At 72.2% G+C, this 15,576-nt stretch carries 13 protein-coding genes; 11 read left to right on the forward strand and 2 right to left on the reverse strand.

The features are described from left to right. Positions 1-24: 24 nt before the first annotated feature. Positions 25-1,263 (reverse strand): Na+/H+ antiporter NhaA, encoded by a 1,239-nt coding sequence (gene nhaA, locus EDD28_RS13095; protein WP_245968081.1) that lies wholly within the window; start codon positions 1,261-1,263, stop codon positions 25-27. Between the two features lie 172 nt (positions 1,264-1,435). Between nhaA and EDD28_RS13100 the strand changes: the two genes are divergently transcribed. The 8 genes from EDD28_RS13100 to EDD28_RS13135 all read left to right on the forward strand — a co-directional run bounded on the left by EDD28_RS13100 (position 1,436) and on the right by EDD28_RS13135 (position 10,058). Beyond that, the gene (locus EDD28_RS13100) at positions 1,436-2,818 is read left to right on the forward strand and encodes a glycine--tRNA ligase (RefSeq protein WP_123740237.1); all 1,383 of its coding nucleotides are present in this window, start codon (positions 1,436-1,438) and stop codon (positions 2,816-2,818) included. Further along, a complete protein-coding gene (locus EDD28_RS13105) occupies positions 2,818-4,182 on the forward strand; it encodes a YibE/F family protein (RefSeq protein WP_123740238.1) in 1,365 nt (454 codons plus the stop codon). The genes EDD28_RS13100 and EDD28_RS13105 overlap by 1 nt, the downstream gene beginning before the upstream one ends. Positions 4,183-4,351: 169 nt before the next feature. Beyond that, positions 4,352-4,846 (forward strand): hypothetical protein, encoded by a 495-nt coding sequence (locus EDD28_RS13110; protein ID WP_148059625.1) that lies wholly within the window; start codon positions 4,352-4,354, stop codon positions 4,844-4,846. A gap of 105 nt (positions 4,847-4,951) precedes the next feature. Then, positions 4,952-5,464 carry an RNA polymerase sigma factor gene (locus tag EDD28_RS13115; RefSeq protein WP_170169491.1) on the forward strand — a complete coding sequence of 171 codons (513 nt, stop codon included), beginning with the start codon at positions 4,952-4,954 and terminating at the stop codon, positions 5,462-5,464. Continuing rightward, a complete protein-coding gene (locus tag EDD28_RS13120) occupies positions 5,451-6,515 on the forward strand; it encodes a hypothetical protein (protein ID WP_123740241.1) in 1,065 nt (354 codons plus the stop codon). The genes EDD28_RS13115 and EDD28_RS13120 overlap by 14 nt, the downstream gene beginning before the upstream one ends. After that, positions 6,515-6,994 (forward strand): peptidase inhibitor family I36 protein, encoded by a 480-nt coding sequence (locus EDD28_RS13125; RefSeq protein ID WP_123740242.1) that lies wholly within the window; start codon positions 6,515-6,517, stop codon positions 6,992-6,994. The genes EDD28_RS13120 and EDD28_RS13125 overlap by 1 nt, the downstream gene beginning before the upstream one ends. Before the next feature lie 291 nt (positions 6,995-7,285). After that, a complete protein-coding gene (gene dusB / locus EDD28_RS13130; protein WP_123740905.1) occupies positions 7,286-8,425 on the forward strand; it encodes a tRNA dihydrouridine synthase DusB in 1,140 nt (379 codons plus the stop codon). A 148-nt stretch (positions 8,426-8,573) separates the two neighbouring features. After that, positions 8,574-10,058, forward strand: coding sequence for an alpha-amylase (locus EDD28_RS13135; RefSeq protein ID WP_123740243.1), 1,485 nt, complete (start codon positions 8,574-8,576; stop codon positions 10,056-10,058). Positions 10,059-10,117: 59 nt separating this feature from the next. Here EDD28_RS13135 and EDD28_RS13140 read toward each other — a convergent pair whose 3' ends face one another. Next, a complete protein-coding gene (locus tag EDD28_RS13140; RefSeq protein WP_123740244.1) occupies positions 10,118-11,161 on the reverse strand; it encodes a LacI family DNA-binding transcriptional regulator in 1,044 nt (347 codons plus the stop codon). 343 nt (positions 11,162-11,504) lie between these two features. Between EDD28_RS13140 and EDD28_RS13145 the strand changes: the two genes are divergently transcribed. From EDD28_RS13145 to EDD28_RS13155, 3 genes are all read left to right on the forward strand, one after another. Next, positions 11,505-12,827: a sugar ABC transporter substrate-binding protein gene (locus tag EDD28_RS13145; protein ID WP_123740245.1), complete on the forward strand. Its 1,323-nt coding sequence runs from the start codon at positions 11,505-11,507 to the stop codon at positions 12,825-12,827. 207 nt (positions 12,828-13,034) lie between these two features. After that, positions 13,035-14,657, forward strand: coding sequence for an ABC transporter permease subunit (locus EDD28_RS13150; protein WP_245968082.1), 1,623 nt, complete (start codon positions 13,035-13,037; stop codon positions 14,655-14,657). A 1-nt stretch (position 14,658) separates the two neighbouring features. Beyond that, positions 14,659-15,576, forward strand: coding sequence for a sugar ABC transporter permease (locus EDD28_RS13155; RefSeq protein WP_123740246.1), 918 nt, complete (start codon positions 14,659-14,661; stop codon positions 15,574-15,576).

Genomic DNA, 15,576 nt, shown 5'->3' on the forward strand with positions numbered 1-15,576 from the left:
CAGTGCGCGCGTCGCCCGCGGCGCTCACAGCACGGCGGCGTCGGTGTCCGGCTCCCCGTCCTCGTTCATGTCGGCGGAGCGCGCGCGCCGGGCGTCCCAGCGCAGGAGCGCCGCACCCAGCACGGCCGAGACCAGGCTGCCGATCAGCACCGCGATCTTCGCCCCGGCCGTGTGCTCCCCGTCGGGGAAGGAGAGCTCGGCGATGAGCAGCGACACGGTGAAGCCGATGCCGCACAGGAGGCCGACCGGCAGGAGGTCGCGCAGGCCGACGGCGTCGGGCAGCCGCAGCCGGGTCAGCCGCGTCACGAGCCACGTCGTCCCGAGGACGCCGCTCACCTTGCCGAGGACGAGACCCGCCGCGACGCCCGCGACGACCGGCTGCGCGACGACGCCACCACCCTCGCCGGTCCCGACGACGCTCACCCCGGCGGCGAAGAAGGCGAACACCGGCAGGGCGAGCGCCGTCGACCACGGCCGGACCAGGTGCTCGTAGCGCAGCGTCCGCGGCTCCGTCTCGCCCGGCACGGAGCCGGCCGGCACGCACAGCCCGACGGCGACGGCCGCCACCGTCGCGTGGACGCCCGACGCGTGCAGCAGCGCCCAGGCCGCGACACCGAGCGGCGTGAGCAGCCACCAGCGCGCCCACGTCCGGCGCACGACGACGGCGAACGCCGCGACGCAGCCCACCGCGCCGACCAGCGGGAGGAGCGCGACGTCCGAGCTGTAGAAGACCGCGATGACGACGATGGCAAGCAGGTCGTCGACGACGGCGAGCGTCAGCAGGAACAGCCGCAGCGCCCGGGGGAGACCGCGGCCGAACACGGCGAGGACGCCGAGGGCGAAGGCGATGTCGGTGGCCGTCGGGATCGCCCAGCCGTGCCGCGCGCCGGGATCGCCGAGCAGCGTCACCACGGCGACGAGGACGAGAGCCGGCACCACCATCCCGCCGACCGCCGCGAGCATCGGCACGGCGGCCGTCCGCGGATGGCGCAGCGCCCCGGCCCGCAGCTCGTGCGACAGCTCGAGGCCGACGACGAGGAAGAAGATCGCGAGCAGCCCGTCGGACGCCCACTGCGCCAGGGTGAGGTCGAGGTGGAGCGAGGCCGGGCCGAGCGTGAGGCCGGACAGGGTGGCGTAGCCGTCCCGCCACGGGGAGTTGGCCCAGGCGAGCGCGATCGCGGCGGCGGCGAGCAGCAGGATGCCGCTGGTCGTCTCGCGACGCAGCCAGGACACGGGCGCGGTGGAGGTGGGGGAGGAGCTCACGGGCTGGGCCTCTCGTCGTCGGACCGGCCGCGGGGATGCGGACGGGACGTCGACCAGGCTTCCCGACACACCGTCCCCCATCGTAGACGCCGGGGCCGTCCCGCCCGGTGTCGGGGTAGGTTGGGGGACCGCCCAGGCATGCCAGCGCTGGGCGTGAGAACTAGGAGCAAACGTGGCCGCAAGCCGTCTCGATTCCGTCATCGCCCTCGCCAAGCACCGGGGGTTCGTCTTCCAGTCGGGAGAGATCTACGGCGGTTCCCGCTCGGCCTGGGACTACGGGCCCCTCGGCGTGGAGCTCAAGGAGAACATCAAGCGGCAGTGGTGGCGCGCGATGGTGCAGCGCCGCGAGGACGTCGTGGGGCTCGACTCGGCCGTCATCCTGCCGCGTCAGGTGTGGGTGGCCTCGGGCCACGTCGGCGTCTTCACCGACCCGCTGACGGAGTGCCTGTCCTGCCACAAGCGGTTCCGCGAGGACCAGCTCATCGAGGAGTTCGAGCACAAGAAGGGCCGGGCGCCGCAGGGCGGGCTGGCCGAGGTGCCCTGCCCCGCGTGCGGCACCCGCGGCCAGTGGACCGAGCCGCGCGACTTCAACATGATGCTCAAGACCTACCTCGGCCCCGTCGAGGACGAGTCCGGCCTGCACTACCTGCGGCCCGAGACGGCCCAGGGCATCTTCGTGAACTTCGGCAACGTCTCGACCTCCGCCCGCCGGCGCCCGCCGTTCGGCATCGCGCAGATCGGCAAGTCGTTCCGCAACGAGATCACGCCCGGCAACTTCATCTTCCGCACGCGCGAGTTCGAGCAGATGGAGATGGAGTTCTTCGTCGCGCCCGGGACGGACGCCGAGTGGCACCAGTACTGGATCGACACGCGCACGGACTGGTACGTCGACCTCGGGATTGACCGCGAGAACCTGCGCCTGTACGAGCACCCGCAGGAGAAGCTCTCGCACTACTCGACGCGCACCGTCGACATCGAGTACCGGTTCGGCTTCGCCGGCGGGGACTGGGGCGAGCTCGAGGGCATCGCCAACCGCACGGACTTCGACCTCACGACGCACTCGGAGCACTCGGGCAAGGACCTGTCCTTCTTCGACCAGGCGACGGGCGAGCGCTGGGTTCCGTACGTCATCGAGCCGGCGGCCGGTCTCACGCGCTCGCTCATGGCCTTCCTCGTCGAGGCGTACACCGAGGACGAGGCGCCCAACACCAAGGGCGGCGTCGACAAGCGCACCGTGCTCCGGCTCGACCCGCGGCTCGCGCCCGTCAAGGCGGCCGTCCTGCCGCTCTCGCGGTCCGAGGAGCTGCCGGAGAAGGCGCGGGCGCTCGCGGCCGAGCTGCGCGAGGACTGGAACGTCGACTACGACGACGCCGGCGCCATCGGCCGGCGCTACCGCCGCCAGGACGAGATCGGCACGCCGTTCTGCGTCACGGTCGACTTCGACACGGCGACCGACCAGGCGGTGACGATCCGCGAGCGCGACACGATGAGCCAGGAGCGCGTGGCGCTGGACCGCGTCCACGCCTACCTGGCGGAGCGTCTGCGCGGGGCCTGATGGGCGGCGCGCACGCGCGTCCGGACGACCCGGACGACCAGCGGGAGGCCGTCCCCGGCGGCGGGGACGGCGCCGACGACGCGGCGCGCACCGGCGGCGGCCTGCTCGCTGGCGGTCGACGCCGGACGCGCGGCGGTGGCGCCGGTCGTGACGGTGGTGCCCACGGTGGACACGCCCACGTCGGTCACGGTCACGGCGAGCAGCTCGTGCTCCCCGAGGCGGAGCGTCGCCGCGCGCGCATCCTCCTGAGCGCGATCGTCCTCCCCCTGCTGCTGGCGACGGTGGCCGGGCTGTTCGCGCTGTGGCCGCGCGGGGAGACGATCGCCGGGACCGTCGCGATGACGGCGCCGGGGGTCTCGTTCGAGACGGCCCGCGTCACCTCCGTCGATCTCGACGCCGACCCCGCGGTGCGCGCCGTGCTGCTGACCGGACCCGGGACGGGCGCGGAGATCCCCGTCGGGGTGCCGCCCGAGGTGCTGGCCCAGCCGATCCCGATCGGCGCGAAGATCCAGGTGATCTTCGAGCGGTCCGGGCTGGACTCGGGTGCGCCGTTCATCTTCGTCGACTACGTGCGCGACGTCCCGCTGCTCTGGCTCGTCGCGATCTACGTCGTGGGCGTCGCGGCCGTCGCGCGGTGGCGCGGGCTCGCGGCCATGGTCGGGCTCGCGGCGTCCCTCGGCGTCATCGGGCTGTTCGTCCTCCCGGCGCTGATGGGCGGGACGTCGCCGCTGCTCGTCGCGCTCGTCGGCTCGAGCGCCATGATGTTCGTCTCGGTGTACCTGGCGCACGGCATCTCGATCCGGACGACGACCGCCCTGCTCGGCACGTTCGCCGGCCTCGCGGTGACGACGCTCCTCGCGCTCTGGTCGGCCGACGCCACCCGGCTCATCGGCACCGGGTCGGAGGACGGCTACCACGTCGCCGGGACGTTCCCCGAGATGTCGCTGCGGGCGTTGCTCGTGTGTGGCTTCGTCATCGCCGGCCTCGGCGCGCTCAACGACGTGACGATCACGCAGGCCTCGGCCGTGTGGGAGCTGCACGGGGCGGATCCCGGGGCGACCCGGCTGAGCGTGTTCGGCCGGGCCATGCGGATCGGGCGCGACCACATCGCCTCGACGGTCTACACGCTCGCGTTCGCCTACGTCGGCACGGCGCTCCCGCTGCTGCTCGTCATGGCGATCTACGACCGCTCGCTCGGTGCCCTGCTCACCTCGGGCGCGCTCGCCGAGGAGATCGTGCGCACGCTCGTGTCCTCGATCGGCCTCATCCTCGCCATCCCGATCACGACGGCGATCGCCGCCGCGCTCGTGCGGACGTCCCGCGCGGGACGCGTCGGTGGCGAGCCGACGCCGGTCGAGGCCTGAGCGGTCATCGGGCGAGAACCTCTCGGAACTGAGTGGCCGCTCGGATCGTGCGGTCGCTGCGTCGTCGTCGGGTGCGTGTGCCACTCGGACCTGCTCGATCGCGGTGCGGGACGTCGCGACCGGTCGCAGACTGAGAGACTGTTCCGGTCGACGGATGGAGGCAACCGTGGTGTCCACGAGCACATCGAGCCTGCTCCCGGGAGCGCCCCCGGAGAGCTCCGTGCGGTCGGTCCGCCGGTTGTGCGTCGTCGCGATCGTCGCCGGTGTGATCCTGTTCGCGGCCGGCTGGGTCACGTGGAGCGTGGAGTTCGATCTGGCGGACCAGCCGGGCAACAGCGGGCGGGTGATGCCGGCCGAGGTCGCCACCCTCGTGCTCGGCCCGGTCCTCACCACCATGGCCGCCATGCTGCTGTCCGGGATGGGACGGGCCCCGGCCGACCAGGTCGTGCGGTCGGTCCGCCGGTTGTGCGTCGTCGCGATGGTCGCCGGTGTGATCCTGTTCGCGGCCGGCTGGGTCACGTGGAGCGTGGAGTTCGATCTGGCGGACCAGCCGGGCAACAGCGGGCGGGTGATGCCGGCCGAGGTCGCCACCCTCGTGCTCGGCCCGGTCCTCACCACCATGGCCATCGTGCTGCTGTCCCGGGTGCGGGGTTCGCGCCCGTAGCGATCGGCTGCCGGCCCGGCGCGGGCCGCGGAACCCGGGTGTAACGAAACCGGGGTCCGCGGCAATAGACCGGGTAGGAGCGCTCGCGAGGACGGAGGTGGCGTGGTGCCCGATCCGTTCGTCGTGTTCTACCGGGAGCACTACCGCCTCGTCCTGACCATTGCGCAGCAGCGGCTCGGTGGTCTCCACGAGGCCGAGGACGTCACCGCCGAGGTGTTCCGCGTCGCCTGGCTGCGCTACCAGGAGACCGGCGAGATCACCCTCCCGTGGGTCTACCAGACGCTCCGGAACGTCGTCGGGACGGAGTACCGCCGACGGTCGCGCGCGCCGATCACCGGCGCCGAGGAGGAGCTGCTCGCCCTGGTCCGGGACGACGACGGCGCGATCGACACCCGCGTCGTCGTCCGGCGCGAGCTCGCCGCCATCGACGAGCGGGACCGCGAGCTTCTCTACATGGCGTTCTGGGAGGACCTGCGTCCGGACGAGATCGCCGCGATCCTCGGCTGCCGCACGGCGACGGTCCGGGTCCGGCTCCACCGCGCCCGCGCCCGGCTGCGGACGAGGCTCGCGGCGGCGCTCGCATCGCTCGAGGGGGAGGTACGTGATGGACGACCGTGAGGTCGAGCGCCTGCTGCGTGCGGCGCGACCGATGAGCGGGAACCGCGACCTGCCCCTGTCCGACCGCGCCAAGCGCGAGCTGGCCGAGCTGCTCATGTCGGAGGCGCCGGTCGGCTCGACCGGCCGGACGGGCTCGCCGGCCCCGGTACGCGCGGCGAGCGCGGTCGCCGCCCCCCGGTGGACGCCGGGCCAGCCGCGCCGTGGGCACCGGTGGTCGCTGCTGGCGTTGGCGGGCGGGCTCGCGGTGCTCACGGGCGTCGTCCTGAACTGGCCGGGCGCCCCGTCGTCCGCCGCGACCGCGACGCCGCCCCCGCTGGTGGTGCACGAGCTCGCGGTCCCGGGGCCGCAGGTGCTCGACGACCTGGCCGCGAGGGCGGCCGCGGTCCCGGACCAGCCCGTCGACGAGGGTGCGACGGAGACGATCACGATCGACAGTTGGGTGTTGACGATGGAGGAGAACGGCGGCCGGGTCGACCCGGCGGCGACGGTCGTGCAGCCGGAGGTCTGGACCATCGCGCTCCGGCCCGACGGATCCGTCCTGACCACGGTCCGCGCGGGCGAGCCGTACGACTCGGCCGGGACGCCGGCGTCGAGCGACGTGGCGCCGGGGACGCTGCTGTGGACGCGCGAGGAGGGCCGGCTCGAGCGTCAGCTCGTGTTCGACGAGCCCGCCCCGACGGACGCCGCGGCGCTCGGCGCGTTCCTCTCCCGCGGCCTGGGTCGCGACGTGTCCGGGAGCGCGGACGAGGCCTTCCACGCGATCCACCTGCTGCTGAACGAGCAGCGGCTCGACGCGGCGCAGGCCGCGGCGCTCGTCACCTTCATCGGGACCCTGCCCGACTTCAAGGTCGCCGGGCTGTCCACCGACCGGCTGGACCGGCCGGCCGTCGTCATCGAGGCGCAGGGATCGGCCGACGACTTCGTCAACGCGATCCTGCTCGATCCCGAGTCGGGCGCCGTCCTCGCGATCGAGACCACCTACACGGGCAGCGACCGCACCGACGTGGCGACGGGCGCCGTCGTCGAGTACCACACCTGGGAGAACGACTGATGAGACGTGTCATTGCCGCGGCGATCGCGGCGGCCGCCCTGGCCGTCGGCTGCTCGGCCGCGGCAGCCGCCGGCCCGGCCGGTGCCGTCGCCCGCGGCACCGTGCAGCAGCTGGTCGACGCGGTGATCGCCGAGCACGGCGGCACCCAGACCGCGTGGAACGAGGTGTCGTGGGACGGCGGGGCCACCGTCCTGACGCTCGCCCCCGACGCGGTCGGTGGGATCACGCCGTTCGCAGCCGTCGGGAGCTGTGCCAGCGGGAAGTACTGCGCGTACAGCGGCTCGAACCTGACCGGCAGCAAGCTCACGTTCTCGACCTGCGGCAGCCACAGCGTGACCGCGCTCCCGTCCGTCGGCTCCATCGCCAACGCCCGCAGCAGCGGCGTGGTGGTCGCGCTCAACGGGGTCATCTTCGTGGCCGCCCAGGACCCGGGCGGCTGGAAGAACGTCTCGGGGACGGTCAAGCAGATCGGCTGCTGAGGTGCCGCAGGACCGCGGCGAGCGCCCTCCAGGGCCGCCCGGCACGCCGCCGCCCGGCACGCCGGGGACGGCGGCGGGACCCTCGGACCCTGACACCTCCGACGCACCGGACAGCCCGGCTGCCACGGTCGAGCGGCCCCGGTGGAGCCACCCGACGATGCTCGCCGTCCTGATCGCCAGCGCGGGGGCGAGCGCCAGCCGAGAACGAGCCCCCGGCCCGGATGGGACAATCGCCGGGTGACGCTCCAGCTCGGCCGGTACACGATCGGCACCCCGGTCGTCCTCGCGCCGATGGCGGGAGTGACGAACGCGCCCTTCCGGCAGCTCTGCCAGGAGGCGGCGCTCGCGGGCCTGCCGTCGGCCGACGACGCGCCGGCGATCCACGCGACCGACGTGCCCGAGGGCGTCTTCGTCTCGGAGATGGTGACGTCGCGCGCGCTGGTGGAGCGCACGCCGGAGTCGATGCGGCTCATCCAGGCGGCGCCGGGGGAGAAGCTGCGCTCGATCCAGCTGTACGGCGTCGATCCGGCGACGGTCAGGGCCGCCGTCAGGATGCTCGTGACGGAGGACCGCGCCGACCACGTCGACCTCAACTTCGGCTGCCCGGTCCCGAAGGTGACCCGCCGCGGCGGCGGTGCCGCCCTCCCGTGGAAGCGCGACCTGTTCGACGCGATCGTCCGCGGCGCCGTCGAGGAGGCTGCCCCGTACGACGTGCCCGTCACGATCAAGATGCGCACGGGCATCGACGCCGACCACCTCACCTACCTCGACGCCGGCCGGATCGCCGAGCGCGCGGGCGTCGCCTGGGTCGCGCTGCACGCGCGCACGGCCGCCGAGCACTACTCCGGCCAGGCCGACTGGGAGACGATCGCGCGGCTCAAGGAGGCCGTCCGGACCGTGCCCGTGCTCGGCAACGGCGACGTGTGGGGGGCCGAGGATGCCCTCGAGATGGTCGAGTCGACCGGGGCGGACGGCGTGGTCGTCGGGCGCGGCTGCCAGGGGCGGCCGTGGCTGTTCACCGACCTGGTGGCGGCCTTCGCCGGGAGCGACCTGCGGGTGCGGCCCGGGCTGCGCGAGGTGACGCGGGTGCTGCGCCGGCACGCCGAGCTCATGGTGGAGCACATGGGGGAGGAGGGCCGCGCGCTGCGCGAGCTGCGCAAGCACATGGCCTGGTACCTCAAGGGGTACCCCGCCGGTGGCGACGCACGGCGCGCCCTCGCCATGGTCGACTCGCTCGCCGACCTCGACGAGAAGACCGCGGCCCTCGAGCTCGACGCCCCCTACCCGGGCGCCGCGGCCGAGGGGCAGCGCGGCCGGGCGGGCAGCCCGCGGACCCCGGCGCTGCCCGACGGCTGGCTCACCTCGCCTGACATCGACGATCGGCTCGCGACGCTGCTGGCCGAGGCCGAGCTGAGCGTCTCCGGCGGCTGACACCGCCCGGCGTCCGCTCTCCGCGGATCGCGGGGCCCGCCACACTCGTCGACGCGGCGTGTCGTCCGGGACGCGCCGCGTCGAGCACCGAGCGGCCGCGACCGATCCGCGCAGAGCGGACGGCACCGGGCGCGGGTAGCGTCGTCGCATGCCTCGCCGCCGGCTCGTCGCCCTGCTCACGCTCGCCCTCACCGCCGTCGGGCTCGGCGCGTGCGCGCCGTCGTCACCCTCGGGATCGACGGACGGCGCTCCCGGCGCGGACGGGCGCGACGTCGGCGTCCAGCTCTTCCAGTGGACCTGGGACTCGATCGCGCGCGAGTGCACGGACGTGCTCGGCCCGGCCGGCTTCGGCTGGGTGCTGACGTCGCCGCCGCAGGAGCACGTCCTCGGCGAGGCGTGGTGGACCGCCTACCAGCCCGTGTCCTACCTCGTGGAGTCCCGCCTCGGCACGCGCGAGGAGTTCGCCGCGATGGTCACGGCCTGCCGCGAGGCCGGCGTCGACGTCATCGCGGACGCCGTCGTCAACCACATGACCGGCCAGGACGCGCCCGGCACGGGCTGGGCCGGCAGTCCCTACGAGCACTACTCCTACCCCGGTCTCTACACCGAGGACGACTTCCACCACTGCGGTCTCGCGCCGAACGACGACATCGCCGACTACTCCGACGCCGCCCAGGTCCAGACCTGCGAGCTCGTCAACCTCGCCGACCTCGACACCGCCGACCCCGAGGTCCAGGCGAGCATCCGCGGCTACCTCGAGGACCTGCTCGACCTCGGCGTCGCCGGGTTCCGGATCGACGCGGCCAAGCACATCGCGGCCGAGGACGTCGCGGCGATCCTCGAGCCGCTCCCCGAGGGGACGATCGTCATGCAGGAGGTGATCGGCTCGCGGGGCGAGCCGATCCAGCCCGCCGACTACGCCGACATCGGCAGCGTCTTCGACTTCTACTACGCGGGGTTCCTCACCGGCGCCGTCACGGGCGGCACGCTCGAGCAGGTGGTCCACCCGGACGGGGCGAACACGGGTCTGACGAGCGAGGGCGCCGTCGTCTTCGTCGACAACCACGACACCGAGCGCAACGGGACGACGCTCAGCTTCCGCGACGGCGAGCGCTACCAGCTCGCGATGGCGCTGCTGCTGGCGAGCCCCTACGGCACCCCCGTCATCCTCTCCGGTTACGAGTTCGGTCACCTCGACCGCGACCTGGGGCCGAACCAGGACGCCGAGGGGGCCGTGCTCGGCGCCGAGTGCGCGAGCGAGGTCGGGCCGGACGTCGAGCGGGAGAACGGCGACTGGATCTGCCAGCACCGCTGGGACGCCGTGCTGGGGATGGTCGAGTGGCGCCGGGCGGCCGACGGGGCGCCGGTCGAGGACGCGACGACGACCGACCGGGTGCTCACGCTGCACCGCGGCGACGCGGTGCTCGCCGCCAACGGCTCGCGGGACGAGGCGAGCGTCCGGCTCGCGACCGGTCTGCCCGCCGGGGACTACTGCGACCTCGGCGCCGGTCCCGTGGTCGACGGGGAGTGCGTCGGCGGCGTCGTGGCGGTGGACGAGCACGGTGTCGCCGAGCTGGTCCTTCCGTCGCTCGCCGTCGTCGCGCTCGCACCCGACGCGCGGCCCACGGCGTGAGCGCCGCGGGCTGAGCGCCGCGGCGTGAGCCCGGTGCCGCGCGGCCGGGACGCCGCGGGTCAGGACCGGTCGGTGCCGCCGGCGGGGGCCGTCGTCGTCGACCCGCGCACGATGAGCTCCGGCGCGAACCGCAGCTCGGTCGCCTGCGTACGACCGCGGATCGACTGCAGCAGCAGGTCGACCGCGGCCTGGCTCATCCCGGGGACGGGCTGGCGCAGCGTCGTGAGCGGCGGGTCCGTGAAGCCGAGGAACACCGAGTCGTCGAAGCCGACGACCGACACGTCCTCCGGAACGCACCGCCCGGCGGCGGTGACGGCGCGCACGGCGCCGAGCGCCATGAGGTCGCTGCCGCAGATGATGGCCGTGACCCCCTCGCGCATGAGCGCCCACGCCGACGCCTCGCCGCCCTCCACCGTGAAGAGCGACGTCATGACGCGGTGCTCGGCCGTCGGGCCGAGGTAGCGCTTCATCGCCGTGACGAACCCCTGCCGCTTGAGCATCGACGGCACCAGCCGCTCCTGCCCGACCGCGAGCGCGATCCGCGTGTGGCCGAGCGCGGTGAGGTGGCGGACCGCGATGTCCATCCCGAGGACCTCGTCGACCGAGACGGTCGGCACCTGGAGCTCCTCCCGGTACCCGTTGACGAGCACGAACGGGACACCGAGCTCGACGAGGCGCTCGTACCGGGCGGTCGGGGCCTGGGAGTCGGCGTGCAGCCCGTTGACGAACACGATGCCGGCGACGTTCGCGGCGAGCAGCGTCTCGACGTACTCGTCCTCGGAGACGCCGCTCGCCGTCTGCGTGCACAGGAGCGGCGTGTAGCCGTGGTGGGCGAGCGCCGTCTCGATCGCCTGAGCGAACGCGGGGAAGACCGGGTTGGACAGCTCCGGGACGATGAGCCCGATGAGACCGGCGGACTGCGACGGGCTGCGGCGCGGGCGCTCGTAGCCGAGCATGTCCATCGCGTTGTAGACGGCCTGCCGGGTGGCGTCGGCGACGCCGGGACGCCGGTTGAGCACCCGGGAGACGGTCGCGGTGCTGACCCCCGACAGCGCCGCGAGATCCGCCAGCCGGGTGCGCGGCTGCTCGTCCGTGCTCGTCATCGAGCCCCCTCTCAACGGTGACTGGCACGGGTGCGTGCCTCGGCCGACATTGTGCCGACTGGGCCGGTCTCGTGGGACCGACTGTCTCGATGTTGCAACGATACTGCAAACGGTTCGGCCGGGCAGGCCTTATTTCCTCCGGCTCCCCGGGGTGGTTCAGGGCTTGAAATCCGCGGCTTGTTGCGGGACGATCACGATTAGGTCACGGTTTACCCGGTGCTTGTCGCCGTCCGCGACCGTTGCAGAAACTTGCACTACTGTGACGAGCATCGCAGGCGCCACGGGCGCCTCGTCCATCGGGGAACGAGGCGGGCGCCTGACCACCGGAAACCGGAGGAGTTACATGCGTAAGAGCTTCATCTCGGCCGCTGCGATCGCGTCGGCGGCCCTGCTGCTCGCCGCCTGCGGCGGCAACTCGGGCGGCGGCACCGACGCCAGCGAGACCCCCACCGCCGACGACACCGCCTCGGCGGAGGAGACGCCGGCCGAGGGTGGCGAGGAGTCCTCGGCCCCGGCCGTCCGCGACCCCAACGCCGACCTGGTCATCTGGGCCGACGCCGTGCGCTCCGAGGCCGTCCAGAAGGTCGCCGACGCCTACGGCGCCGCCAACGACATCACCGTCACGGTCCAGACCATCGTCGACGTCCGCAAGGACTTCGTGACGGCGAACCAGGCCGGCAACGGCCCGGACATCATCGTCGGCGCGCACGACTGGCTGGGCCAGCTCGTCGCCAACGGCGCGGTCGAGCCCCTGCAGGTCGCCGGCCTCGACGGCTACAACGAGAAGGCCGTCGCCGCCGCGACCTACAACGGCCAGCTCTACGCCGTGCCCTACGGCATGGAGTCGCTCGTCCTGTACTGCAACAACGAGACCGCCCCCGGCGCCCCGTTCGACACGATCGACGCCGCCATCGCCGCCGCCCAGGGCTCGGGCGCCACGCTGGACACGCCGCTCGTGCTCCAGACGTCGGACGCCTACCACATGCAGCCGTTGTACTCGTCGGCCGGCGGGTACATCTTCGGCTACAACGACGGCGTCTGGGACGTCTCCGACCTCGGCTTCGCGTCCGAGGCCGGCGTCGCTGCCGCCGAGAAGATCGCGACGCTCGGCGAGGCGGGCAGCGGCGTCCTCAAGACGTCGATCGACGGCACGAACGCCGCCTCGATCTTCCTCGACGGCAAGGCCGGCTGCTTCGTCTCCGGTCCGTGGAACTACAACGACATCAGCTCGACGTTCGGCGACGACGGCTTCACCATGCAGCCCGTCCCCGGCTTCGAGGGGATGAACCCGGCGACGCCGTTCCTCGGGGTGAACCAGTTCTACGTCGCCTCGAACGGCAAGAACAAGGCGTACGCGCAGGACTTCGTCACCAGCACGGCCCCGGGTGGTCTCAACACCGCCGAGGCGCAGCAGGTCCTGTTCGACGAGCTGGCCCAGCCGCCGGCGATGAACGAGATCGCCGACAAGGCCGGCGCGGAGAGCCCGTCGATGGCGATCTTCATCGCCGCCGCCCAGGCCGCCCAGCCGATGCCCGCCGTCCCGGCGATGGACGCCGTCTGGTCGCCGGCCGGCCAGGCGTGGAACTCCATCATCGGTGGGGCTGACGTCAAGGAGACCATGGCGGCCGCCGCCAAGGCCATGGAAGAGGCCATCGCCGCCTCCTGAGCCCGAGCCCCGGTGGCCGGGGGCGCACGCCTCCGGCCACCGGGGCCGGCCCATGTCCCCGTCGCTGCGGAGCGCGCGCAGCCGCGCGAGTGACGGGCATGGCACTCCGACGTCCGTCGTCGACGCTCGTCACGCATTCCGTCGTCCGTTCCACAGAGCCCACATCCGATCCGGCGTACGGATCGGCCTACACACTGGAGTGTCGCCGTGGCAGTCAGCTCTACCTCCGCGCCCCCGACCCGCAGGCGTCAGCCCGGGGAGCACCCGCTCAAGATCCTCGCTCCCACGCCCGCCGTGCTCATCGCCAAGGTGATCGGTCTCGGTCTCGTCCTCTCGGCGGCGATCGTGCTGACGCCGACCCTGATCGCCCTGGAGAACTGGTTCTTCCTCGTCGCGATCTGGGCGATCGCGATCTCCATCGTCGCGGTGTACCTCACCGGCCGCGCGGTCCCGCTCAAGTACCTCCTGCCCGGCGCGCTCCTGCTGATCGTCCTCACGATCTACCCGATCCTGCTGACCATCCAGACGTCGACGACGAACTACGGCGACGGCACGCGCTCGACCAAGGCGGAGGCCGTCGCGACGATCCTCGGCAACGCCGCCGTCCCGGCCCCGGACGCGCGGACCTTCACCACGGCCGTCGGCACCCAGGGCTCGACGACGACGGGCCCGTTCAGCCTGCTCCTGGTCGACCAGGCGACGGACAAGGCCTACGCCGGCGACCCGGAGGGTCTCGTCGAGCTCGACGACGCCGTCGTCGAGAACGGCGTCATCACCGAGGCGCCCGGCTACACGCTCCTGACCAAGAACGAGATCAACCCGCTGACCGCCGGTGGCGGCCCGCTCGACGGCTTCGTCGTCCCCGCCGGCGAGGACACGGTCATCAAGCTCCAGGGCTTCAACGCCATGGAGATGCGCACGCCCCTCCTCTACGACGAGGACGCGGACACGATCACCAACGTCGACACCGGCGTCGTCTACACCCCGCAGCGCTCCGGCACGGGTGACCGCTCCTACTTCACGGCCGACGACGGCACGCGCCTGTCGAACCAGTCCTGGGGTGAGGACGTAGGGATGTTCAACTACAAGCGCCTGTTCACCGACTCGCGCATCACCGGACCGTTCCTCAGCATCGCGGTGTGGACGCTCGTCTTCGCGGTCACGGTCGTCGCGTCGACCTACTTCGTCGGGCTGCTCCTGGCGATCTCGCTCAACGACGACCGGCTGAGGTTCCTGCGGTTCTTCCGCTCGGTCATCATCCTTCCGTACGCGATCCCTGGCTTCATCCTCCTCATGGTGTGGGCCTCGTTCTGGAACCGGGACTTCGGTCTCGTCAACAACCTGCTCGGGCTCAACATCGACTGGCTCCAGGGATCGCCGTTCTCGGCGCGGGCCGCCGTCCTGCTCACCCAGCTCTGGATGGGCTTCCCGTACATGTTCCTCATCTGCACGGGCGCCCTCCAGTCGGTCCCCTCCGAGCTCAAGGAGGCGGCATCGATCGACGGCGCCACGGGGGTCTCGCAGTTCTGGCGGATCATCTTCCCGCTCGTCCTGGTCTCGACGGCGCCGCTGCTGGTGGCCTCGTTCGCGTTCAACTTCAACAACTTCAACGCGATCCAGCTCCTCACCCAGGGTGGCCCGTTCACGGCCGACAACCCGACGGCGGGCGGCACGGACATCCTCGTGTCCTACACCTATCGACTGGCCTTCGGCGGGGTCGGGGAACAGATCGGGTTCGCCTCGGCGGTCTCGGTGCTCCTGTTCATCCTGACCGCCGTCATCGCGGCCATCCAGTTCCGCGGCACGCGCAAGCTCGAGGAGATCTACTGAGATGACTACGACAACCACCGATCGTCAGCCCTCGATCGTCCTGGACAAGCCGTCGCGCGACGTCGTCAAGGGCGCGCGCTGGTGGCGCGAGCTCGGCTGGCGCTACGTCGTCGGCATCGGCATCACCGTCATCGTCGTGATCCCGCTGCTCTACATCGTCTCGGCCTCGCTCAACCCGATCGGGTCGGTCTCCTCGACGTCCCTCATCCCGAAGCAGATCTCGTTCACCCACTTCGAGTCGCTCGGCAACAACCCGGCGCGGCCGTTCTTCAAGTGGTTCGGCAACTCGCTGCTCGTCGCGCTCGTCGTGGTGACGGTGAACTCGCTGCTCTCGTCGTTCGGGGCCTACGCCTTCTCCCGGATGCGGTTCAAGGGACGCCGTAGCGGCCTGCTCGCGCTGCTGCTCATCCAGATGTTCCCCGGGATCCTCACGATGGTCGCCCTGTTCCGGATGTTCGGGATCATCGGCGACATCGTGCCGTGGCTCGGTCTGGACTCCCTCGCCGGCTACACGTTCGTCATGCTCGGTGGCGCGCTCGGCGGCGTGTTCCTCATGAAGGGCATCTTCGACTCGATCCCCGACTCGCTCGACGAGGCGGCGAAGATCGACGGCGCCGGCCACTTCCGCGTCTACGCGACGGTCATCATGCCGCTGGTGAAGTCGATCCTCGTCATCAACGGCCTGCTCGCACTCACCGGCGTCATCGGCGAGTTCCTCCTGGCGTCGATCTTCCTGCGCTCCAACGGGGTCAAGACGGTGGCCGTCGGTCTCTACGGCGTGCTCACCTCGGACCGGTCGGCCAACCTCGGCTGGTTCTGCGCCGCCGCGCTCGTCGTCTCGATCCCGGTCGTCGTCCTGTTCCAGTGGCTCCAGAAGTACATCGTCGGCGGCATCACCGCCGGTTCCGTGAAGGGCTAG

Source organism: Salana multivorans (genome assembly GCF_003751805.1).
Classification (GTDB): domain Bacteria; phylum Actinomycetota; class Actinomycetes; order Actinomycetales; family Beutenbergiaceae; genus Salana; species Salana multivorans.